Consider the following 22,058-nt stretch of genomic DNA (forward strand, 5'->3'; position numbering starts at 1 on the left):
ACATCGAGGTCTGGTCAAGGGAGCTTGGCATGAGCGGGATCATGGAAGGCCGCGTAGTGATCGTCACCGGTGCGGCGCGCGGCATCGGGCGCGGGCACGCCCTGGAGTTCGCGCGCCAGGGCGCCAAGGTCGTCGTGAACGACCTGGGCGCCGAGACCGACGGCACCGGCTCCTCCACCGGAGCGGCGGGCGAGGTGGCCGAGGAGATCAGGGCGATGGGCGGCGAGGCCGTCGTCAGCGGCGAGGACGTCTCCGACTTCGACGGTGCGTCACGTCTGGTCAGGATGGCCGTCGAGCACTTCGGCGACCTGCACGTCCTCGTCAACAACGCGGGCATCCTGCGCGACCGGATGCTCGTCAACATGACGCCGGAGGAGTGGGACGCCGTGATCAGGGTCCACCTGCGCGGCACCTTCGCTCCGCTGCGGCACGCCGCCGCGTACTGGCGGGGCAGGGCGAAGGCGGGCGACCCGGTGGACGCCCGCGTCATCAACACCACGTCGTCCTCCGGCATCTACGGCAATCCGGGACAGGGCAACTACGGTGCGGCCAAAGCGGGCATCGCCGCTCTGACGATCATCGCCGCCCGGGAACTCGGGCGCTACGGGGTGACCGTCAACGCGGTCGCCCCCGCCGCGCTCACCCGGATGACCGAGGGGCTCATCCCCGGCGGGCGGCCCCCTGTCGAGGGCTTCGACCCCGCGGCGCCCGACAACATCGCGCCGCTGGTGGTCTGGCTGGCCAGCGAGCAGGCCAGGGAGATCACGGGGAGGGTCTTCAACGTACGCGGCGGCATGATCAGCGTGGCCGAGGGCTGGCACGCGGGACCCGGCGTGGACAAGGGCGCGCGGTGGGACCCGGCCGAACTCGGCGACGTCGTCCCCGGCCTCGTCGCCAAGGCCGCGTCCAACGCGCTCACCAACGGCGAGATTCCGGACAGGGAGGCGTGACATGCCGCTCGACCACGGCCTGGTCGGCGTGGAAAGCGCGCCGGTCGAGCGCTCATGGACGTCCAAGGACACGCTGCTGTACGCCCTGGGTGTCGGCGCGGGCGTCGATGAGCCGGCTTTCACGACGGAGAACTCGACGGGGGTGCCGCAGCGCGTGCTGCCGACCTTCGCGGTGCTGGCCGCGCAGGTGCCGACCGGTCGACGCCTCGGGGACTTCGATCCGGCCATGCTCGTCCATGCCGAGCAGGCCTTCGAACTGCACCGCACGCTGCCGCCCGAGGGCAGGGTCCGTACGACGTCGAAGGTGACCGGCATCTACGACAAGGGCTCGGGCGCGTTGGTGACGAGCGAGGCCCATGCCGTGGAGGCGGAGAGCGGCGAGCCGCTGATCACCAGCCGGAGCGCGGTGTTCATCCGGGGCGAGGGCGGCTTCGGCGGCGACCGCGGCCCACGCGACGGGTGGACAGAGCCGGCGGGCCCGCCGGACCATGAAGTCACCTACGCCACGTACCGGGACCAGGCGTTGCTCTACCGCCTTTCCGGGGACCGCAACCCGCTGCACTCCGATCCGGTGTTCGCCGCGCGGGCGGGCTTCGGCCGTCCGATCCTGCACGGCCTGTGCACATACGGGATCACCGGCCGGGCGCTGTTGCACGCGGTGGCCGGGTCCGACCCGGCCCGCTTCGTGTCGATGTCCGGGCGGTTCAGCAGCCCGGTCTTCCCCGGCGAGCCGCTGACCGTGTCGATCTGGGTGGACGGCGCCACCGCGTTCTTCCGTACGTCGAAGGGCGACGGGACCGTGGTGATCGACCGGGGCAGGGCGGCGTTCCGCCCTGCCTGAGACGGCCCGGGGCGCCGGTACCCGCGGTGCCGGTGCCCCGGTGTGTCAGGCGGCGCTCTGCTGTCAGGGCTCTGTTCCGGTGCTGTCCGTGTTGTCCGCACCGTCCGCGCCGCCGTCCCCGCCGTCCGTTCCGTCGGCCAGGGAGTCGCCGAAGCGGCGGATCAGCGTGATCGCGGCGTCGATGACCTCTCTGGCCTCGCTCTCGGTCTCGCTGGTGGCGACCTCGCGTCCTGCCTCGCCGATCACGCTGGTGAGGACGGCCACGGTGAGCCGGTCCGTCGAACTGCTCGTCGCGCCGAGCAGGACGGCGTTCTGCCGGACCCAGTCCCGGCCACGGGTGCGGCGCATCAGCTCGAACCCCGGGGGGCCGTCGCCGTCCATGAACAGCCGGGCCAGGTCGCGGCGGTCCCAGGACCCTTCGAGGAAGGCCGTGGCCCCGGTGATGAACAGCTCGACCGGGTCGGTGACCCCCGCCTGCTTGGCCGCGGCGACGCTGCTGCTGGCGGCCTCTTCATGGGCGCTCTGGTGCTCCTCCCACAGGGCGAGGAACAGCTCCGTCTTGCCGCCGAAGTGATGGTAGAGGCTGCCCACACTGGAGCCGGCCCGCTCGACGACGTCGGCCACGTTCGCGTCGGCGAAGCCGTGCTCGGAGAAGACCTCGCGGGCGGAGTCCAGCATGCTGCGGCGTGTCTGCGCGGTGCGGCTCCACTCCCACGAGCCGCCCCTGCCGCCGGATCTGCGTGTCATCTGGCTCCTTGGATTGACTGACACCACCAATGATAGCCCCAATTCTAGAAACTCGTTCGAAGGGAGGGTTGACACCCGCCCGGCGCGCGCTCAGTCTTGGAGGTAATTCCTGGAGGACAATTCTAGAAAAGAGTCGTGCCATGGACTTCTCCCTCAGCTCGGAAGAACGGCAGATCCGCGACACCATCCGCTCCTTCGTGGAGAGGGAGGTCATGCCGCTGGAGCCGGAGGTGCTGCGTAACGAGCGCGCCGGGGGGCCGGGCATCGACCCGGAAGTCCTTCGGGACCTGCGGTTGAAGGGCAAGAAGATGGGGTTCTGGGGGATCAACACCCCCGAGGAGTACGGCGGAGCGGCCCTCGGCCCCGTGATGTCCGCGATCATCGCGATGGAGCTGGGCCGGACCTTCGTGCCGTTCAGCTTCGGCGGCTCGGCGGACAACATCCTCTACGGCGGCACCGAGGAGCAGAAGAAGCGCTACCTGATCCCCACGATCGAGGGGGAGCGCCGCTCCTGCTTCGCGATCACCGAGCCCGGAGCGGGTTCCGACGCGCGCAACATCAGCACCCGGGCCGTGAAGGACGGCGGGGACTGGGTCATCAACGGCGAGAAGACCTTCATCACCGGCGGGAACGAGGCCGACTTCGTGATGGTGTTCGCCGTGACCGATCCGGAGAAGGGCGCGAACGGCGGCACTACCTGCTTCCTCGTCGACCGTGACATGGGCTGGCGGTCCACGCCGATCCCGACGATGGGCCAGTGGGGACCGGCCTCGCTGGTCTTCGAGGACGTCCGGGTGCCCGAGGAGAACGTCCTCGGCGAGCTCGGCTGGGGATTCGCGCTGGCGATGCAGTGGATCGGCCAGGGCCGGTACATGATCCCGGCCGGCGCGGTGGGCTCGGCCGAGCGGATGCTGCAGATGGCCGTCGACTACGCCAAGATCCGCACGTCGATGGGGCAGCCCATCGCCGAGTACCAGGCCATCCAGTGGATGATCGCCGACTCGCAGGTGGAGATCGAGGCCGCCAAGTGGCTCACGCTGTACGCGGCCTGGCAGGTGCAACAGGGCATGGACGCGCGGCACGCCTCCTCCATCGCGAAGCTGAACGGCGCGATCATGGCCAACCAGGTCGTGGACCGGGTGCTGCAGATCCACGGAGGGATGGGCTACACCAAGGAGCTCCCCGTCGAGCGGTGGTACCGGGAGTTGCGCCTGCTGCGCATCTTCGAGGGCACCGATGAGATCCAGCGCAGGACCATCGCGCGCAACCTGATCAAGGGCCACGCCCGCCTCGGCACGATAGGCGAATGACATGTCGGTCGCAGCGTTGTTCAACCCCCGGTCGATCGCGCTGGTGGGGGCCACGGACAAGTCAGGCTGGTCGATCAGCACGCTGATGAACCTGCGCACGTACGGCTTCGCGGGCCCGGTGTATCTGGTCAACCCGCGCGGCGGCGTCGTACACGGCGAGCAGGCTCACCAGAGCCTTGCCGACATTCCCGGCACGGTGGACCTCGCCTACGTGATGGTGCCGACTCCGGCGGTCCTCGGCGTGCTGCGCGAGGGCGCCAAGCTCGGCATACGGAGCTACGTGATCCTGACCGCGGGTTTCGGGGAGACCGGTCCGGAGGGCGCCCGGCTGGAGGCGGAGATCGTCGACTTCGCCCGGGAGAACGGCCTGACCGTGCTCGGCCCGAACGGCAACGGCTATATCAACGCGGCCGCGGGAACGACACCGTACGGCCTGCCGATCCCGTCCCCGCTGCTGTCGGGGTCGGTGGGCGTGGTCCTGCAGAGCGGGGCGCTGGCCAGCTCGGTGCTCGGCTTCGCCCAGGCCCGCAACGTCGGCGTCAGCCTGCTCGTCTCCATGGGCAACGAGTCGCTGATGACCGTCGCCGACGTCATCGACTATCTGGTCGACGACCCGGCGACGAAAGCCATCGTGCTCTTCCTTGAGTCGATCCGCGACCCCGCCGAGTTCTCCAGGGCCGCGCGGAGGGCGCTGCTCGCGGGCAAGCCGCTGGTCGCCCTGAAGATCGGGCGCAGCAGGCTCGCCTCGCACACCGCCCAGGCGCACACCGGGGCGCTCGTCGGCGACGACAACGTGATCGACGCGGTGTTCCGCAAGCTGGGCGTGATCAGGGTGCGCTCCCTGGAGGACCTCATCATCACCGCCGGCCTGCTGGCGGAGGTGGGGCCGCTGCCCGGCGGGCGGGTCGGGGTCGTCACACCCTCCGGCGGCGCTTCGGAGATCATCGCCGACCGGGCCGAGGACGAGGGGCTGGAGCTGCCCCCGTTCGCCCCGGAGACGGTCGAGCGGCTGCGGGAGATCGTGCCGGCATTCGCGACCGTGCAGAACCCGCTCGACGTCACCGGGTACGTGCTCATCGACAGGACGCTGCTCGGACGGGCGTTGGGCGTCGTCACCGCCGATCCCGGCATCGACGCCGTCATGCTCCTGTCCGAGCCGCCGCGCGTGGCCCCGCCGGACCCGGCGCCCACCCTCGCCGTGTACGCGTCCAGCGCCAGGCGCATCGCGGAGGCGCCGAAGCCCGTCGTCGTCGTCAGTAACGTGCTCACCGACGTGACGGAGTTCGGCCGGACCGTGATGAAGGAGACCGGGTTTCCCTACGTGGCGGGCGGCATCGAGCACGGCGTCAACGCCATCGGCGCGGCGGTGCGGTGGTCGCGGTCGTACCGTGCCGCGCTCGCCCGCGATGCGGCGGGGGAGCCGGGCGGGACGGACGGCGCCGCGGCTGTGGCGGCTGTGGCGGCGCTGGTCGAGGACGCGTCCGGCGTGTGGGCCGAGCACCGGGCGGCGGCACTGCTGTCGTCTGCCGGGCTGCCCGTGGTGCCCTCACGGCTCGTGTACGACGAGGAGTCGGCTGTGGCGGCGGCCGGTGAGTTCGGCTACCCGGTGGTACTCAAGGCCGCGGCCGACGGTCTGGGGCACAAGAGCGACATCGGCGGGGTGCGGCTCGGCCTCTCCGGCGAGCGGGACGTGCGCGAGGCATACCGGGAGGTCACCGCCGCCGTGTCCTCCGCCGTCATCGGGCAGGTGGGCGCGCTCGTGCAGCCTCAGCGGCGAGGGGGCGTGGAGCTGCTGGTCGGCGTCGTCCGGGACCCGGCCTGGGGCCTCACCCTGGCCGTGGGGCTGGGCGGGGTCTGGGTGGAGGCGTTGCGTGACACCGCGCTGCGCGTCCTGCCCGTGGAGCCGGGGGAAGTACGGCAGGCGCTGGAGGAGCTGCGCGGCGTCACGCTGCTCCGGGGCGCCCGCGGCACCGAACCCGCCGACCTGGACGCCGTCGCCGACGTGGTGGCCCGCATCGCGGCCTTCGCGGAGAGCCTCGGCGACAGGCTGGAGTCGCTGGAGATCAACCCGCTGCTGGTGAACGGGTCGCGGGTGGAGGCCCTGGACGCCCTGGTGACGTGGGCGGAGCCCCTTCGGTGACCTGGCCCCGGTGACCTGGCCTCCGCCGGCCGGTGACCCGGTGGCCGGAGGCGACCGGGTGAGGCGGTGCCGGTGATCTGGGTGAGCTGGCGCTGACGAGGGCGGAGCGGGCGGGGTCGGCGGGGCGGCGGTCGTCTCCTCGCCGCCCCGCCGGTTCCGCGCTTTCGCATGCCCGGGTACGGGCGCTTCTCGCATGCGCCCGGCGCGCCCGTGCGCGGCCGGAACCGCGCACGGGCGGGCGGTCAGGGCCGCCGGCCGGCCAGCACGAGCGTGGCGGCCGAGGCGAACATGCCGCCGTTCCCGAGCACCACGCTCACCTCCGCTCCTGGCACCTGAGCGGCGGCCTCACCGCGTAGCTGCCGCACCGACTCCTGGATGGCGAACATTCCGTACATCCCGGTGTGGGTGTAGGACAGCCCGCCGCCGTTGGTGTTCATCGGGAGACGGCCGCCGGGCGAGGTGTGCCCCTCGGCGATGAACGGACCGGCGTCGCCGCGCTTGACGAAGCCCAGGTCCTCCAGACCGTAGATCGGGACATGGGCGAAGGCGTCGTAGATCATGAGGTGGTCGACGTCCTCGTGCGAGATCTCCGCCTCGGCGAACGCCGCCTCACCCGACTGCCGGAAGGCGCGCGAGGTGGTGAAATCGGTCATCTGCGAGATGATCGGCGACTCGGCGGACTCGCCCGAGCCGAGCAGGTACACCGGCGACCTGCGGGCACGCTCCTCCGAGGTGATGATCAGCGCGCCGCCGCCGTCGGTGACCAGGCAGCACTCCAGCAGGTGGAAGGGGTAGGCGATCATCCGGGAGGCGAAGACGTCCTCGACGGTGATCAGATCCTGGTACATCGCCCGGGGGTTGAGGTGCGCCCAGCGGCGTTGGGCGACGGCGACCTCGGCGAGCTGCTCGTGGGTGAGGCCGGTTTCCTTCATGTAGCGCAGTGCCGTCAGCGTGAACATCGTGGGCGGGCCGAGTACGCCGTACGGCAGCTCGAACTGGCCGAGCAGCGAGTCCGGGCCCAGTGCCGGCCATCCCGCGCCCACCCGGGACCGGCCGGACTCGCCGTGCGTGATCAGCACGGTCGAGCACAGCCCGGCGCGAATCGCCGCGGCGGCGTGCCGTACGTGAAAGAGGAAGGACGACCCGCCCACGCCGGTGCCGTCGAGCCAGGAGGGCGTGATGCCGAGGGCGTGCGCGACCTGGATCGGACCGGGCATGCCGACCGTGGCGACGCCGTCGATGTCGTCCTTGGTCATCCCGGCGTCGGCGAGGGCGTTGCGCGCGGCCTCCAGGTGGAGCTGGGTGGTGGAGAGGCGGGGCAGCTTGCCGAGCTCGTCGGTCTCGGCGGCACCCGTGATCACGATGTTCATCGAACGGCTCCCGCGGGCTCGAAGAGGGGGACGCGCATGTCGCCGCGCCGCTCGAACACGACGCGCAGTTCCATGTCGAGGGGCAGGTTCTCCGGCGTGATCTCGACGCCGACGATGTTCGTCATCATCCGGACGCCCTCCTCCAGCTCGACGACCGCGATGGCGTACGGCCCGTCGTCCTGGAAGCCGGGTGCGGGCTGGTAGCTGATCACGTAGGAGTAGAGGGTGGCCCTGCCGCTGGTGGTCACCCATTCGACGTCGCCGGAGCCGCAGCGCGGGCAGCCGGGGCGTGGATAGAAGTAGTGCCGCGAGCAGGCGCGGCAGCGCTGGACCCGGAGCTCTCCCGTCGCCGTGCCGTCCCAGAACGGCTGGGTGTCCGGTGTCGCCTTGGGAACGGGTTTGCGTGAGGCGGTCATCGCTCTCCTCCGGCACGAGATAGTCTTAGAGCCAAATTCTAGAACTCAAATCTAGAGTTGGCGAGGCCGATTTGCCGGCCGCTCACCCCGGGCTTAGGCCGTGTGCCCCGGGCTCGGGCTGTGCGCTCTCGTCTCGGGCCCCGAATCGGCTCTGTGCGGAGGGAGGGCTCGTCAGGGGCTGGGTACGCCGTTCCCCCGGAAACCGTGGCCGGCCAGCAGGTCCTCCAGTGCCGGAGTCGGTCCGCGGTCGCGCGTCCCTGGCTGGGCGAGCTGGATCAGCACGCCGTGCGCCTCCTTCGGGTGGAGGAAGACCTCGCGCCAGCGCGGGTCGCCCAGGTTGAGGCCGAACAGCCGGTAGCCGCGCTCGCGCAGCAGCGCCACGGCCGCGTCGATGTCGCCGACGTGGAAGTTGAGGTGGTGAACCCCGCCCCTGCCTCGGGTGAGCTCGAAGAAGCTGTCGAAGAAGGACGACCCGGCGAGCGGTTCCATCAGCTCGATCTTGCTTCCGTTCGGGTACCGCAGTTGCAGCGTCCGGTAGCCATTGGCGACGTTGTCGCCCCCGCCCAGGTAGACGCCGCCGAGCAGGCCCCGGTAGATCGGCAGCACGTCCCTGATGCGGGGCGCGGCGACGGCCGTGTGGTCGAAGGTCGCATCCAGCTCTGACAGCTCTGCCCACTCCTGGGTGATGTCCACGTGCCGCTCCTTTGCAACGGAATCCTAGAATTTCATTCTAGTTGTTCGGTCGCGATGGCTCCAGACCGTGGGCGATCCGAGATTCGGCGGACGTCCTCACCACCCCTTGACGCGGGTCGTGAGAAAGCGGAGTATGCGTGAAAATGATTCTAGAGTCGACTTCTAGAACTCATTATGGAACGGGGTTGACGAGAAAGGCGTTGTGGATGGGCTGGTCCTACGTACGCGAGCTCGACGAGTACCCCACGGGTGGCCGTCGTCTGAAGATCCTCACGATGGCCGTGCTGGCCGTCCTCATCGGCTCCTACGAGGCGCAGATCGCTCCCGTGGTTCCGCTGCTCCTCAAAGACCTCGACATGTCCCTGGCGACGTACGGTGCGGTGTCGGGCGCGGCGGCGATCTCGGGCGCCATCGCCTCGGCCGTCGGCGGGAGGCTCACCGACCGGCTGGGCCGGGTCCGCCTCCTGATCCCGCTCATGATGCTGACCGCGGTCTGCTGCTTCGCGATGACCCTCGTGCACAGCCCCCGGGACCTGCTGATCGCCAGGATCGCCCTGGCCTTCGTGGACGGTGTCGCGATGGCGAGCACGGCGCCGCTGGTGCGCGACTTCTCGCCGCGCGTCGGCCGCGCCCAGGCCTTCGGGTTCTGGACCTGGGGCCCCGTCGGAGCCAACGTCCTCGGCGCCGCCGTGGCGGGCTGGACGTTGCCGCTGCTCAATGACTCCTGGCGGTCGCAGTTCGTCATCATGGGCTGCTTCTCGCTGGTGATCTCGGTGGTCATCGCCCTCAACATCGCCGACCTGTCGCCCGAGCTGCGTGCCGGCATCCAGCACACCGAGCGCCAGGCGGGTGCCACCGTCGACCTGACCCGGCCCGCCCGACTCTCCTCGCTGTTCGCCCGGCCCAACATCTGGGCGCACGCGATCGGCATCTCACTGTGGCTGGTGCTCTATCTCACGCTCACCCTTTTCGGCCAGACCATGCTGGTCGGCGCTCTGGGCATCTCGGCCTCACAGGCGTCCATGATCATGGCGGCCTTCTGGGTCCTCAACCTGGCCACGCTGATCGTGGCCGGCCGGTTCTCCGACCGTACCCAGCTCCGCAAACCGTTCACGCTGGGCGGCACCGTCGCGGCCGTGCTCGTCACCGCCTACCTGGCCTACACGCTCGGCCAGGACGTGGTGTCCACCGGTGGCCTCATGGTCACCGGCGCGCTGCTCGGCGGCTCGCTCGGTGTGGCGTACGCGCCGTGGATGGCCAACTACTCAGAGGACGCCGAGGACGTCGACCCCCGGCTCCAGGGCAGCGCGTGGGGCCTGTTCGGCTTCCTCAGCAAGGCCATCGCCGTGGTCGGCCTGCTGGTCATCCCGCACGTGGTCGAGGCCACGAGCTGGCAGACCTGGCTGGTGATCTCGCTGGGCTGCCTGGCCCTGTTCATCCCGGCCGTCTTCCTGTTCAACGGCCCGTGGCGGCGCGGGTCCAGGAGTGCGATCGCCCAGGACGCCTCGGTCGCGGTGGCCAAGGCCGAATGAACCCCCGGCCGACGCGACCGCCGGCCGCGGGCGTGCTCGGTAGACCGCCGGCACCGGGCCCCGTCATGTGGCGGGGGCCGGTGCCGTCCTCCCGGTGGTGTCGGTGCCGATGGCGTCGAGAAGGTCGAGGCCGATGGACCGAACCTGCGCCACCACGACATGGGTGGACAGTCCGGACGAGTCGGTGAGCGCGGCGCCCACCGACTCGGCCGCCGCGACGGCGGCCGCCCGTGCGTCTCCCGGCGGCCTGGTCCCGGCGAGCTCGTCCTGCAGGAGGCGGACCGCGCTCGTCATGAGACGCAGCCCCTCGACCACCTCTTTCGGGACCTGTTCACCGTCGATCAGCGCTCTGAGGGTCCGGCGGGAGAGCACTCTGGAGTTCCGCAGCGCGTAGTCGAGCGGCGCGCGCGCCGCGACGTAGCGGTCGAGCGCCCGGCGGCTTCTCCACCGGATGGGCGAGATGATCGAGATCTCCGTCCCGGTCTCCAGCGCCTTCTCGAACGCCTCGATGGACGTGTGCGTGCCCCGTACCGCCTCCAGGGCGTCCGCGGCCTGCGTGGGATCGCGCCTCTCGATCGCCTCGGCGGTCGCGAGCAGGGTGCCGGCGAGCGCGTCGAAGATCGCGGCGGCGTGGTATCGGGCGAGAGCGACCGGGTCCGCGGGCAGCAGGGCGACCATCGCGATTCCGATGAGGCCGCCGGTCAGCGCGTCGATCATCCGGTGGAAGCCGCCCGTCCCGCCGGGAGGCAGCAGGGTGGCGACGAGTACGGCGGACGAGCCCGCCTGCAGGACGATGACGGAACCGGTGTCCAGGAAGACCGCGGTGGCGAGGGCCAGGGCGACGACCAGAGCTATCTGCCATGGACCGGAGCCGATCTGCGAGATGAGCAGGTCTCCGACGCCCACCCCCACGGTGACCCCGATCACCATCTCCGCCAGGCGGCGGAGCCGCTGGCCGAGCGAGATGCCGACGCAGATCACCACGGCGATCGGCGCGAAGAACGGCCGCGGGTGTTCCAGCACGTCCTTCGCCACGCTCCACGCGAGAGCGGCGCCCGCGGCGCACTGCGCGATGGGCGGCGCCATGACCACCAGCCGTCGCCACCGCTTGCGGACCCCCGTGCCCGCCCTGGCTCCACTCCATTTCACGATGCAGACCCTTATATCCCTTTCATTGCGATATGCGTGTCAAAAGTAGTGTTCGCCGGAGGCGTGTCGAGACGGTAAGGCGGACTTTTCGCCCTGGTTACGGGTGATCCCCGGTCGGGCGGCGGCGCCGGATCTCGGCGCGCTGCTCGCCGCCGAGGCGCCGTCGTGACGGATGTTCTCGATTGTCGGTGGGACACGGCACGATGTGCGCATGACTGACGCTCTCCATGCCACGCCGCTCGCCGACCAGGCCGCATACGCCCAGGCCGTGCGTGACGCGGTCGACGCCGCCGCCGCTTACTACGGCGCGGGCGACTCCGCTCTGGACGACGACGCCTACGACCGCCTGGTGCGCGGCATCGAGGCGTACGAGGCGGCCCACCCCGAGCACGTGCTGCCCGGCTCCCCCACGGGGAAGGTCGCCGGCGGGGCCGTGGTCGGGGACGTCCCGCACACCGTCCCGATGCTGAGCCTGGACAATGTCTTCTCCGCCGAGGAGCTGGCCGGGTGGGCGGCGGGGCTGGAGCGGCGGCTCGGCCGCCCCGTCGAGATGTGGAGCGTCGAGCCCAAGCTCGACGGGCTGGCGGTGTCCGCCCGCTACCACGGCGGGCGGCTGGTCCAGCTCGTGACGCGCGGCGACGGCGTGGCGGGTGAGGACGTGTCGCACGCGATCGGCACCGTCGTCGGCCTGCCAGAGACGCTGTCGGAGCAGGTGACCGTGGAGATCCGCGGCGAGGTGCTGATGACCGCCGCCCAGTTCGAGGAGGCGTGCGCCAAACGCACCGCCCATGACGGCACCACGTTCGCGAACCCGCGCAGCGCCGCCGCCGGGACGCTGCGTGCCAAGGACCGGCCCTACCGATGCGAGATGACGTTCTTCGGGTACGGCGCGCTGCCGTTGCCGCCCGACGACGCGAGCGAGCTGGCCGGTCGGCTGCGGGAGCTGCCGCACAGCCAGATCATGGACCTGGTCGCCGGTCTCGGCGTGCGGACCACCGGCGCGACCCCCGTCGGCGTGATCGCCGTTCGCACGGTCGAGCAGGTCCAGACCCGCGTCGAGGAGATCGCCGCGGTGCGCGCGGAGCTGCCGTTCGGCATCGACGGCATCGTCGTCAAGGCCGACCTGGCCACCGACCAGGAGCAGGCCGGGTTCAGCTCACGGGCGCCCCGCTGGGCCATCGCCTACAAACTGCCCGCGGTCGAGAAGATCACCAAGCTGGTCGAGGTGGAGTGGAACGTCGGCCGCACCGGCGTCATCGCGCCGCGCGCGGTGCTGGAGCCGGTACTGCTGGACGGCAGCGTGGTCACCTACGCCACGCTGCACAACCCGGCGGACATCACCCGGCGCGGCCTCATGCTCGGCGATCACGTCACCGTCTACAAGGCGGGCGACGTGATCCCGAGGGTGGAGGCGCCCGTGGCGCACCTGCGGACCGGTGACGAGCGGGTGATCACGTTCCCGGACGTCTGCCCGAGATGCGGCGGCGAGATCGACGCCAGCCAGCAGCGCTGGCGGTGCGCCCGCGGCCGGGCCTGCCATGCCGTCGCCTCGGTCAGCTACGCCGTGGGCCGCGACCAGCTCGACATCGAGGGCCTGGGGGAGACCCGCATCGTCCAACTCGTCGACGCGGGTCTGATCGCCGACTTCGCCGACCTGTTCACCCTCACCCGCGAGCAGATCCTCAGCCTGGAGCGAATGGGCGAGACCAGCACCGACAACCTGCTGGCCGCCATCGAGCGGGCCAAGGAGAAGCCGCTGAACAAGGTGTTCTGCGCGCTCGGCGTCCGGGGGACCGGCCGCTCGATGTCGCGGCGGATCGCCCGCCACTTCGGCTCGATGGACGCGATCCGCGCCGCCGACGCCGAGGGGTTGCAGGCCGTGGACGGCATCGGACCGGAGAAGGCCGCCGCCCTGGTGGAGGAACTGGCCGAGCTCGCACCGCTGATCGACCGGCTCGTGGCGGCAGGGGTGACGATGACCGAGCCGGGCGTGACCGGGCCGGCCGCGACCGGGCAGGGCGGCGCCGGATCGGATGGCACGGCCGAGGCGGACGCCGGACCCGCCGTGGAGCTCCCGCTCACGGGGATGGCCGTCGTCGTGACCGGCGCGATGAGCGGCCCGCTGGAGGCGCTGTCCCGCAACGAGATGAACGAGCTGATCGAGCGCGCCGGGGGCAAGGCGTCCTCCAGCGTCTCGGCCCGCACCTCCCTGCTCGTGGCGGGAGAGAAGGCCGGGTCCAAGCGCGACAAGGCCACCACCCTGGGCGTGCGCATCGCCACCCCCGAGGAGTTCGCCGCCATGGTCCACGCGTTCATCTGAGGACGGGTCGCCGAGCCCGCCTTCACGATGGGCGGCGTCCCCGGCGTCACCGCCTGCCTGTGGCGGACGGCGACCGGAATTCACCGCCTGACTGGGGCCGGCCGCCCGCGAGTGGTGGCGCGTTGCCGACGCAGGAGTGGGGGCCGGCCGCGGCTTGACGTTCACGCGCTGCCTCGCTGACGCTTGCAGGAGCAGGTGTCGCGACCTCGGCGGCCACAGAGGCTGTACGGGCTGAAACGTCGACTCTTCACGAAGGGATGACGTGGATGCACCCCATGCTGCGACGGCTCGACGACCTCGCCGCCCACCTGGCCACACGCGGCGACGCTCTCGCGCTGCTCGGTCTCGGCTCGGCCGGCGCCGAGCACGACCGGCTCGACGAGCACTCCGACCTAGACTTCTTCGTCGTCGTCGAGGATGCCGCCAAGCCCCGTTACCTGGAGTCCATCGACTGGTTGCAGGCACCTTGCCCGGTCGCGTACAGCTTCGCCAACGACCGGAACGGACGCAAGGCGCTGTTCGCCGACGGGATCTTCGTGGAGTACGCGGTCTTCACGCTTGAGGAGCTGGCCCGGGTCCCCTTCCACGGCGCGCGGGTCGTCTGGCAGCGCGACGACGCGCCCGCCGGTCTGGCGGGAGACGGAACGCCACCCGCCGGCCCGTCGTACGACACGGTGGATTTCCACCTGAACGAGGCCCTGTCCAACCTCTACGTCGGCCTGCACCGCGAGTTGCGCGGCGAGCGGCTGACCGCGGCCCGCTTCATCCAGTCGTTCGCCGTCGACCGGGTGATCGCCCTGCTGCGCCTCACTTCCGCTCGGGCGCACCACCGCCGTGATCCGTTCGAGCCGAGCCGGCGCGTGGAGCAGGCGTATTCGCCGGAGGTGTTGCCGTTGGCCGAGATGGTCCCCGGTTACGCGCGCAACAGGCAGGCCGCCGCGGTCACTCTGGCCTGGCTGGAGGAGCGGTTCGCGGTCGACCGCGTGATAGCGGACGCCATCCGAGGGCTTCTGTCCGGTCCTCGGTAGGACCCCGCCCCCATGAGGGCCGCACCGGCCCCCGCTCCTCGACCCGGCCATGACGGGCGACGCCGCGGTGGCGCGGGCTCGCCGGAGCACTGGTACCTCGTCCTGTTCGGGGCCGCTGGTGCTGATCCCGCAGGTGGATCACAGTGACAGTGCCGCGGGGGCGGGCTGTCGGCCCGCCCCCGGGTCGTGGCCCTGGTCAGCCGTTCGCCGCGGCGAACGCGGCGGCTCCGCCGACGATCGGCAGCATGACGGTGCTCTTCGTCGTGTCGAGATACAGTGTCGCGCCGGGGGCGGGCCGGATGGTGTAGTCGTAGTCGCTGGACAGCAGGACGACGCCGAGACGGTGTCCGGCCGCGACGACGTAGTCGTGGGGCTGCAGGTCGAAGTCGAGGCGATAGGGCGTGCCCGGCTTGACCGGCTCGGTCCGCGAGATCGACTTACGGTTCTGCGGATCCACCCAACCCCGAGTGATGATCTTCGCCTTGCCGTTCTGGTCGTAGTCGACGAGCAGCGCCGTGACGTTCGCGGCCGGCTGGCCGAAGGACATCCGCAGCGAGACCCGCGGCGTGCCGCTGAGCCGGACCGCGCCGGTCAGCGTCCCCGACTTGTAGGCGAGGCGGTTGGGAGACGTCGCGGCATCGGCGAGGGTCTGCGCCCGCTTCGACGCGTCGTCGACGATCGTCTCGGTCACCGGCTTGCCCTGGCGGGTCTTGTCGTCGGTGAGGACGCCGGAGGCCCCGTTCGTGCCGGGCGCCAGATTGAGCTCGGTGTCCGCCGCGGCAGGTTCGGGCCACTCGGGGTACTCCACCAGCGTCCTGTCCTCGCGCTGGATCAGGGCCCGCGGGTCGTTCTCCACGCCGTTCTCGTAACCCCACAGGTAGCGGGTGAACCAGCGGTTGAGCACGTTGACGCTGGGGGAGCCGCCGTGCCCGCCCTGATGCAGATAGATCTTGTGCGGCACCCCGCGCGCCTTGAGCGCCTCGTACCACTGGGCGGCGTGCTTGGTCTTGACGTTCCAGTCGTTGAGCCCGTGCGCGACCAGCACGGCGGCGTGGACCCTGCCGACGTCGTTCATGTAGTTGCGCTCGTCCCAGAAGGCGCTGTAGTCGCCGGTGACCCGGTCCTGTGCCTTCGCGAGCTCCTCGATGACGCTTCGGCAGATCTGCTTGTCCGCGCGGGTGTAGACGTACTCCGCGAGTACATCGGTGTCCTCGCCCTGGTAGCCGCCCGGGGCGACCACGGCGCCGTTCGCGCGGTAGTAGTCGTACCAGCTCGAGATCGCCGAGATCGGCACGATGGCCTCGAGACCATCGACACCGGTGCTCGCGACGGCGTTGGGCAGGGTTCCGTTGTACGACGTGCCGATCATGCCGACCTTGCCGGTCGTCCACGTCGCGTCGACTTCCCTGCCGGTGGCGTCGTATGCCTTGGCGCGGCCGTTGAGCCAGTCGATGACGGACGTCGCGCCGATGGTCTCGTTGCGCCCACCGGTGGTGGGACAGCCGTCGGACTTGCCGCTGCCCAGCGACTCGGCGTGGACCACCGCGAAACCGCGCGGCAGCCAGTTGGACTCGTGGCTGGTGCTGATGGCGGGCTGCGGCCCGGTGCCCGCAGCGGAAGCGTCGGCCCCGTCTGCCGCGTCGGTGGTGGCGGCGTTCAGCCGCTCGTCGGACGCCGGATCCTTCAGCGAACCACCTCGGTTCATCCAGCCCTTGCCCGGGCGGAGTGCCTGGTTGAGCTCGTGATCGACGTTGTGGTTCGTGACCGGATTGCCCCCCGCGTAGTAGGGGCTGACCTCGTACACGACGGGCGACTTCAGGCCGGCCGTCTCGGTCTCTCTGAGCCGGGTGACCTCGGCGTGCACCCGGTCGTTCCGGCCGTCGCCGTCACTGTCGACGGGAGTCTCAATCCACACTTCCTCGCGGATCCAGTCGTTGCGGTTCGACGAGAACACCGGCTGGGCCATGCCGTCAGTGAAGACCGGTCCCACGGACGGGGCGGCGGCCGCGCCGACGGGTGTCGGAGTCGCCGCGATCCCGGCGAGGGTCATGCTGGCGGCGAGACCCAGCGCGGCCGCGCCGCGACGTACTGATTTCGGACTGCGGAACGCGGTTGGTGCGACAGGGCCCGTCACCTGGCGGGGCATCGACATCGGCAAACCTTCCCGAACGATCATCGCGGGGCCGGAAAACGGCCCCAAAAAGGGGGCACGGGACCGAAAAGGATGGCCCCGGGAAGGCTCGATGCTAGGGGCACAGGTGCGGAATGTCTTCGGACGGCTGCCTTATCTCGATCGCGGTATTTCCGACAAATGTCGAGCAAGGTCTCGGCGGCGGTCGACCATCGCGCGCACGGCACCGGACGCCGGTGAGCACCCCCGGGGCGGCCTGTCTCTCTGGGGGAGGATCGGCCGTCCCGAGAGCCCCGGTTCGTACGGACTCCCGCCAGGGGGACGCACCGGGCACCCCCCGCCGGCTTCCACGTCTCCTGCATGAACAGCGTGTTCCACGGTCGGCCGGGCGTGAGTAGGGGGTGCGCTGAACCGGGGCGCCCTGGCGGAAACTCCCCGCCAGGGCGTCCTCGTGGCTCACTTCGTGAAGGCGACGCTGATCGCGTGGCTGTCCTCGTGCATCCGGTAGCCGGTGATCCTGCCGTCGGCGACGGTGAAGTGCAGGGCGAACTCGTTGGTGAACGGCTTCCCCGTGGACACCACGCCGAAGCGGCTGCGACCGGTAACCACGGCGTGCCCGTCCTCGATCACGGTGACGTCGATCGTGAACTCCTCGGCCGGGGTGAGCTCCTTGCCGAGCAGGGTGAAGAACTCGGCGATCTCGTCCTTGCCGGTTCGGGCCCCGGTCCAGGGCACGTTCGGCGCGCCGGGGACGAGGAAGTCCACGCGGTCCGCGAACAGGTCGAGCAGGCCGGGCAGGTCCCCCTCCCCGAAGCGGGTGAAGAAGGCGTCGACGATCTCGGGGGTGGTCTGGGGTGCGACGGTCATGTCCGGTTCCGATCTCTCGTGGGGTGCGCGCGTCTCAGGGGGAGGCGCACGGCGAATTTCCAACTGAATGGTTGGAGTATGGCACGCCCAGGAGTGGATTTCCAACCAGTGAGTTGGAGTCCGGTAGTCTTGCCGCATGGCATGGGACACCGCGAAGACGAGACGGCTCCTCCTCGAGGCCGCCGTGGAGGAGTTCGCCGAGCACGGCCCCCAGGGCGCGCGGGTGGACCGCGTCGCCGCCCGTGCCGGAGTGAACAAGGAGCGGATCTACCAGTACTTCGGCGGCAAGCAGCAGCTCTTCACCGCGGTGCTGGAGGCCGAGCTGGCCAAGGTCGCCGCGGCCGTGCCGCTCACCGACGACGAGGTCGCGCACCTGGGTGAGTACGCGGGACGCGTTTTCGACTATCACTGCGCGCATCCGCACTTCCTCCGGCTTCTCGCCTGGGAGGGCCTGCAGGACGGCCAGGTCACGGTGGCGGCCGAGGACGAGCGGGCCGCGCACTACGCGGACAAGCTCGCCGCGTTCGCCAAAGCCCGGCACGAGGGGACGATCACCGGCGAGGTGGATGCCGCACACCTGCTCTACGCGGTGTACGCGCTCGCGACCTGGTGGTTCACCGCCCCGCAGGTCGTACGCATGATGATGGCCGGAGCCGACGACGACACCCAGGAAACGAGGCGGGCCGGGCTGGTCCGGATGGTGAACCGCCTGACCTCCTGAGACGGCCCTCCTCCGGCGAGGGGCGGAACGGCCGACGAGCGGGCGCGGTTCGTCCGACCGGACCCGGGCGGGGCCACACCGTGGCCTGCATCCGGCTCCGGCTGGTCCCGGGAACATCCCGGAGACCAGCCCGACCCGACGACCGTCACCGGCGCCGAACGACCCGACGACCGTCACCGGCGCCGAACGGGCCGGCCGTCAGGGAAGGTTCAGCTGCCAGGAGACGCCGAAGCGGTCGTTGGTCCAGCCGAAGCGCTTGCTGAAGCCGTAGCAGTCGAGCGGCATCAGCGGCACGCCGTCCTGCGACAGTGCCGCGTACAGGCGCTCGAGCTCCGCTTCCGACTCACACTGCACGTACAGCGAGATGGACGGGGTGAAGGTGAAGGCGTGCGATACGTGGCTGTCGATGGCCATGTACTCCTGGCCCGCCAGCGTGAACACGGCGTGCTGCACGGTGCCCTCCGCGCCGGGCCCCTCGGAGCCGTAGCGGACCAGGCTGCGGACCTCGGCGTCGTCGAACAGCGACGTATAGAAGGTGATCGCCTCCTCGGCGACGCCTTCGAACATCAGGAACGTGGTGATCTTCTGCGCCATCGGATGGACTCCAGTCAGCGGTGTGGAAGGTGACGGCATTCGTGTCTCGCGGAGTATCCGGCCCGAACGGCACCCCCTGATCGGCCGAGGAGGCGGAGGCGAAGGCGACGGACGGTCCTCGCGCGAAAGTCAGGAAGGCCGCGCGCACGCCGAGGAGGCGCGTACGGATCACCTGCCGGTGGTCTCCAGGTGCCGGACGACCTTCCTGAGGGACTCGGCGAGCCCGCGACGCTGTTCGCTGTCCAGCTCCTTGACCACGAAGGCCTCCTGCCGGTTGAAGTCGGGGAACAACGAGCGCATCAGCCGCTCTCCAGACGAGGTCAGCTCCAGCATGACACGGCGCCCGTCCGTCGGATGGGGGAACCGGCGCAGGTGCCGATAGGACTCCAGGGTTTTGAGCACGCCGGTGAGCGTGCTCTTGGAGATGCCCGCCTCGGCGGCGACGTGCCGGGTCTCACTCTCGCCCCAGATCCACACGACCCACATGACGACGAAGCCGGTCCAGGTGAGCCCGGTGTCGCGGAGCACGGTCTGCTCCAGGTGGTTGCGGATCGCCGAGGACGCCCGATAGATGTTCGAGACCGCCCACATCGCCTCGAAGTCGACATTGAGTTCGCCGAGACGGTCGCCGATGGCGTCCTCGGTCTGGCGCAGGGTGTGGTGTCCGGTCATGGGCAGCACGTTACGGCCGGTTGGCGTATTCAGCGAAATATCCCCAACCACGTGGTCGGGACGGTGCCGGCTGTCGCCCCCCTCCCGATGCCGAACGATCTCCGGCCGTGACCTGTCGGCGCCGGTGCGCTGCGCGCGTGAGGCGGAGGACGCCGGATTCGGACTCGGTCATGATCAGCGAGCACGTCGCCGCGCGGGTGGCCGCCGCGGCGATCCCGGCTCCGCCGCCGCCCTGGGCGTGCCGGGGGGAGGCACTCACCTCCTGACCCGAGCTCGTTCTGCTCGCGGCCGTCCGGATCACCCCTCGGCGAGGGCCAGCAGCCTGGTCACCGTGTTCCAGTTGCGTGCCGTGGCGGTGACGTTCAGCCTCTTCGCCAGCAGCGGTTGCAGCCGGGTGCGGCGCAGCCCTTCGGGGAAGTACGTGTACAGCTCGCGCCTGCCGACGCGCATCTCCTCCGGTGCGTAGGCGGCCGGATCGATGCCCTCCAGCAGCGCCCGGTCGGGCGTGTCGGCCAGGAACATCACCGCGAACCTGGCCGGATCCCGCACCTCCAGCGGGTTGTCCTCGACCACCTGGCGCAGCTCGGCGGCCGTCCGCACGATGACGGGGACCGTGAGGCCCAGTTCCCCGGTGATCTCGCGCTCGATGAGGGACGCGATCCACTCGGGCCGCTCATCGGCCGAGGCGAACACGGCGTTGCCGCTGCGCAGGTGCGTTCGCACCTCGGTGTGCCCGAGCTTCTCCAGCAGCGCCCGCAGATCGGCCATGGCGACTGTGGTGCCCGGATTGACGTTGATCCCCCGCAGCAGCGCCACGTACCGCATCATGCTCCCCCTTCGTCTCCTTCGGTGACGAGGGAAACGCTACGGCGGTTACCTGTCGGCCGGTGTCATGTATCTGCCGCCATGTCCCGCCGTCATGTTCTGGGCGGTAAGCGGCGGGGGACCGACCTCACGACCCCGCGGCGAGGGTCCGCCGGTAGGGGGCGAGACTGTCCAGCCACTCGGCCAGTGCCCCGGACTCCTCCCACAGCTCGTACAGCTCGTTGTCGTCGGGACGCGCCGCGCGGTCGAGCGTGGCGTGGGCGAGGTCGCGCAGGGGGCCGGTCACGGTGAAGGGATGCCGCTCCAGCCACCGCGCGGCGTTGACGTCCGGCTCGGCACCGGCCAGCCGCGCGCCGATCAGGCAGGCCACGGCGACGGCCGCGGACAGCTCCGGAGCATCGACATAGTCCTCCTCGGCGAGGATCTCCCTCATGGTCGAAGCCAGCCCTCCGGGCAGGTCCTCCAAGTCGCCGAGATGGCCGAGAGCGTCGAGCGCCCCATCGTTGTCGAACGGCCCCATGCCCCACGCACCCACGCTGAACCTCCGGAATCTGATCGGTCGCACGCGAGCCTAGTGATCGCCTCCGACAATCCCTCCGCCTCGCGACGCGTCCGCCCGGATCCGCGCCCGTGACGGGCGGTATCCTCCCGGACGCTCCCTAGGTGGATCAGCGCCCGCCGCTGGGCAAGCAGGAGGAGCCGGCGGGCGAAGGCGTTGAAGGCGGAGATCTCCCACCGGTGGGGCGTGATCGACCTGCTGGACGTGCTCAAGGACGTCGCCCATGTCACCGACTACACCACCGCCTTCACCTCGGCCCGGGGATCATGGTGTATTGGCGCGTGGAGCGCCGCATTGTGTGCATCTACAGCCAGGTGACCAGCACGACCGCCTCGGAGGTGGCCTCGATGATCGAGGTCAGGTGGCCTGGTAGAGCGTTTCGGCGAGTCCGCTGAGCCCGCCGAGGTTCACGCCGGCGGCGAAGCAGGCGAAGACGGGGACGGCTAGTGCTCCGTTCCTCAACGGAGGTTGCGAACGCGCTGCAGGGAAACCGAGATTGTCGGACCTGCCTTCCTGATGCCAGGACCGGGATGGAGCTGTACTTCCGGTAAGGAACGTCGTACTAGCACGGCGACCGGCAACGACACCATCTGAAATCTCACGTTCTGCGGGCGGCGCACGTCTACCAGCCAGGAGAAGGGAAACGCAGATGAGCACTCGACACATCGTGATCGAGACCCGCCTTGGACCGATCACGCTCGTTGCAAAGGGCGAGGCGATTGCCGGCCTGTACTTCAGGCACCACGTCCGCCGGCCCTCGCAGGAGACGTTCGGCCCCGAGGTGGCCGGCTCCACGGACCCGCTGCTGAACGAAGCTGCCCGACAGTTGCGCCACTACCTGGCGGGTCGGCGCAGGCAGTTCGATCTTCCGCTCGCCGCCGAGGGTGACGCGTTCCAGCACGCCGTCTGGGACATCGTGAAGAGCATTCAGTGTGGTGACACGACCACCTACGGTCGGATCGCCGAGCAGGTCGGGGACCGCAGTCTCGCGCAACGGGTCGGACAGGCCGTGGGTGCGAACCCGCTGTGCGTCTTCGTGCCGTGCCACCGCGTCGTCGGCTCTAATGGCTCCCTCACCGGATACGCCGGCGGACTGGAACGCAAGCGGGCGCTGCTGGAGCTTGAGGAGCCGCCTGCGGTCAGCGCTGGACGGTTGTTCTGACCGTAAACCTCACGTTTGTCACCGAAAGTAT

The 22,058-nt window shown here is 70.3% G+C and carries 21 protein-coding genes; 10 read left to right on the forward strand and 11 right to left on the reverse strand.

Annotation, left to right across the window (positions count from 1 at the left end):
- Nucleotides 1-29 precede the first annotated feature (29 nt).
- Nucleotides 30-950, forward strand: a complete 921-nt coding sequence (locus AB0I59_RS18995) for an SDR family oxidoreductase (protein WP_358134365.1) — start codon at nucleotides 30-32, stop codon at nucleotides 948-950.
- Nucleotide 951: 1 nt separating this feature from the next.
- Nucleotides 952-1,791, forward strand: coding sequence for a MaoC/PaaZ C-terminal domain-containing protein (locus tag AB0I59_RS19000; protein WP_061257985.1), 840 nt, complete (start codon nucleotides 952-954; stop codon nucleotides 1,789-1,791).
- Between the two features lie 63 nt (nucleotides 1,792-1,854).
- On the opposite strand, the gene AB0I59_RS19005 is transcribed toward AB0I59_RS19000, so the two are convergent.
- A complete protein-coding gene (locus tag AB0I59_RS19005) occupies nucleotides 1,855-2,538 on the reverse strand; it encodes a TetR/AcrR family transcriptional regulator (protein WP_358134368.1) in 684 nt (227 codons plus the stop codon).
- A 140-nt stretch (nucleotides 2,539-2,678) separates the two neighbouring features.
- On the opposite strand from AB0I59_RS19005, the gene AB0I59_RS19010 reads away from it, so the two are divergent.
- Both AB0I59_RS19010 and AB0I59_RS19015 read left to right on the forward strand, forming a co-directional pair.
- The gene (locus AB0I59_RS19010) at nucleotides 2,679-3,848 is read left to right on the forward strand and encodes an acyl-CoA dehydrogenase family protein (protein WP_061257986.1); all 1,170 of its coding nucleotides are present in this window, start codon (nucleotides 2,679-2,681) and stop codon (nucleotides 3,846-3,848) included.
- Between the two features lies 1 nt (nucleotide 3,849).
- On the forward strand, nucleotides 3,850-5,988 hold the full coding sequence (locus AB0I59_RS19015; protein ID WP_358134371.1) for an acetate--CoA ligase family protein: 2,139 nt from the start codon (nucleotides 3,850-3,852) through the stop codon (nucleotides 5,986-5,988).
- Nucleotides 5,989-6,230: 242 nt separating this feature from the next.
- Here AB0I59_RS19015 and AB0I59_RS19020 read toward each other — a convergent pair whose 3' ends face one another.
- The 3 genes from AB0I59_RS19020 to AB0I59_RS19030 form a co-directional block, all read right to left on the reverse strand.
- Nucleotides 6,231-7,358, reverse strand: coding sequence for a thiolase C-terminal domain-containing protein (locus AB0I59_RS19020; protein ID WP_358134374.1), 1,128 nt, complete (start codon nucleotides 7,356-7,358; stop codon nucleotides 6,231-6,233).
- Nucleotides 7,355-7,774 carry a Zn-ribbon domain-containing OB-fold protein gene (locus tag AB0I59_RS19025; RefSeq protein ID WP_061257989.1) on the reverse strand — a complete coding sequence of 140 codons (420 nt, stop codon included), beginning with the start codon at nucleotides 7,772-7,774 and terminating at the stop codon, nucleotides 7,355-7,357. Before AB0I59_RS19025 ends, AB0I59_RS19020 begins: the two co-directional genes overlap by 4 nt.
- A 171-nt stretch (nucleotides 7,775-7,945) precedes the next feature.
- Nucleotides 7,946-8,467: a VOC family protein gene (locus AB0I59_RS19030; RefSeq protein WP_358134377.1), complete on the reverse strand. Its 522-nt coding sequence runs from the start codon at nucleotides 8,465-8,467 to the stop codon at nucleotides 7,946-7,948.
- Between the two features lie 185 nt (nucleotides 8,468-8,652).
- Here AB0I59_RS19030 and AB0I59_RS19035 point away from each other — a divergent pair, with 185 nt between their 5' ends.
- Nucleotides 8,653-9,999 (forward strand): MFS transporter, encoded by a 1,347-nt coding sequence (locus AB0I59_RS19035; protein WP_358134380.1) that lies wholly within the window; start codon nucleotides 8,653-8,655, stop codon nucleotides 9,997-9,999.
- A gap of 63 nt (nucleotides 10,000-10,062) precedes the next feature.
- Here AB0I59_RS19035 and AB0I59_RS19040 read toward each other — a convergent pair whose 3' ends face one another.
- Nucleotides 10,063-11,148 (reverse strand): FUSC family protein, encoded by a 1,086-nt coding sequence (locus AB0I59_RS19040; protein ID WP_358134383.1) that lies wholly within the window; start codon nucleotides 11,146-11,148, stop codon nucleotides 10,063-10,065.
- A gap of 211 nt (nucleotides 11,149-11,359) precedes the next feature.
- Here AB0I59_RS19040 and ligA point away from each other — a divergent pair, with 211 nt between their 5' ends.
- Nucleotides 11,360-13,468, forward strand: coding sequence for an NAD-dependent DNA ligase LigA (gene ligA, locus AB0I59_RS19045; protein ID WP_358134386.1), 2,109 nt, complete (start codon nucleotides 11,360-11,362; stop codon nucleotides 13,466-13,468).
- A 266-nt stretch (nucleotides 13,469-13,734) separates the two neighbouring features.
- On the forward strand, nucleotides 13,735-14,496 hold the full coding sequence (locus AB0I59_RS19050) for a hypothetical protein (protein ID WP_358134389.1): 762 nt from the start codon (nucleotides 13,735-13,737) through the stop codon (nucleotides 14,494-14,496).
- Between the two features lie 196 nt (nucleotides 14,497-14,692).
- On the opposite strand, the gene AB0I59_RS19055 is transcribed toward AB0I59_RS19050, so the two are convergent.
- Both AB0I59_RS19055 and AB0I59_RS19060 read right to left on the reverse strand, forming a co-directional pair.
- Nucleotides 14,693-16,648: a Xaa-Pro dipeptidyl-peptidase gene (locus AB0I59_RS19055; RefSeq protein WP_358134392.1), complete on the reverse strand. Its 1,956-nt coding sequence runs from the start codon at nucleotides 16,646-16,648 to the stop codon at nucleotides 14,693-14,695.
- A gap of 435 nt (nucleotides 16,649-17,083) precedes the next feature.
- A complete protein-coding gene (locus tag AB0I59_RS19060) occupies nucleotides 17,084-17,494 on the reverse strand; it encodes a nuclear transport factor 2 family protein (protein ID WP_358134395.1) in 411 nt (136 codons plus the stop codon).
- A 136-nt stretch (nucleotides 17,495-17,630) separates the two neighbouring features.
- On the opposite strand from AB0I59_RS19060, the gene AB0I59_RS19065 reads away from it, so the two are divergent.
- Nucleotides 17,631-18,215 carry a TetR/AcrR family transcriptional regulator gene (locus tag AB0I59_RS19065; RefSeq protein ID WP_061257996.1) on the forward strand — a complete coding sequence of 195 codons (585 nt, stop codon included), beginning with the start codon at nucleotides 17,631-17,633 and terminating at the stop codon, nucleotides 18,213-18,215.
- A gap of 198 nt (nucleotides 18,216-18,413) precedes the next feature.
- Here the strand turns inward: AB0I59_RS19065 and AB0I59_RS19070 are convergent, their stop codons facing one another.
- From AB0I59_RS19070 to AB0I59_RS19085, 4 genes are all read right to left on the reverse strand, one after another.
- Nucleotides 18,414-18,809 carry a VOC family protein gene (locus AB0I59_RS19070; RefSeq protein ID WP_061257997.1) on the reverse strand — a complete coding sequence of 132 codons (396 nt, stop codon included), beginning with the start codon at nucleotides 18,807-18,809 and terminating at the stop codon, nucleotides 18,414-18,416.
- Between the two features lie 168 nt (nucleotides 18,810-18,977).
- Nucleotides 18,978-19,481 carry a MarR family winged helix-turn-helix transcriptional regulator gene (locus AB0I59_RS19075; protein ID WP_061258155.1) on the reverse strand — a complete coding sequence of 168 codons (504 nt, stop codon included), beginning with the start codon at nucleotides 19,479-19,481 and terminating at the stop codon, nucleotides 18,978-18,980.
- A 297-nt stretch (nucleotides 19,482-19,778) separates the two neighbouring features.
- Complete coding sequence (locus AB0I59_RS19080) at nucleotides 19,779-20,309, reverse strand: DUF1697 domain-containing protein (protein ID WP_358134399.1); 531 nt, start codon at nucleotides 20,307-20,309, stop codon at nucleotides 19,779-19,781.
- Between the two features lie 124 nt (nucleotides 20,310-20,433).
- On the reverse strand, nucleotides 20,434-20,841 hold the full coding sequence (locus AB0I59_RS19085; protein WP_358134401.1) for a DUF4259 domain-containing protein: 408 nt from the start codon (nucleotides 20,839-20,841) through the stop codon (nucleotides 20,434-20,436).
- A gap of 180 nt (nucleotides 20,842-21,021) precedes the next feature.
- On the opposite strand from AB0I59_RS19085, the gene AB0I59_RS19090 reads away from it, so the two are divergent.
- Together AB0I59_RS19090 and AB0I59_RS19095 are read left to right on the forward strand one after the other, a co-directional pair.
- Nucleotides 21,022-21,183: a hypothetical protein gene (locus AB0I59_RS19090; RefSeq protein ID WP_358134404.1), complete on the forward strand. Its 162-nt coding sequence runs from the start codon at nucleotides 21,022-21,024 to the stop codon at nucleotides 21,181-21,183.
- Nucleotides 21,184-21,532: 349 nt separating this feature from the next.
- Nucleotides 21,533-22,027, forward strand: a complete 495-nt coding sequence (locus tag AB0I59_RS19095) for a methylated-DNA--[protein]-cysteine S-methyltransferase (RefSeq protein WP_358134407.1) — start codon at nucleotides 21,533-21,535, stop codon at nucleotides 22,025-22,027.
- Nucleotides 22,028-22,058: the final 31 nt, after the last annotated feature.

Origin of the sequence: Microtetraspora glauca (genome assembly GCF_040656155.1) — a bacterium.
GTDB classification, from domain to species: domain Bacteria; phylum Actinomycetota; class Actinomycetes; order Streptosporangiales; family Streptosporangiaceae; genus Microtetraspora; species Microtetraspora glauca.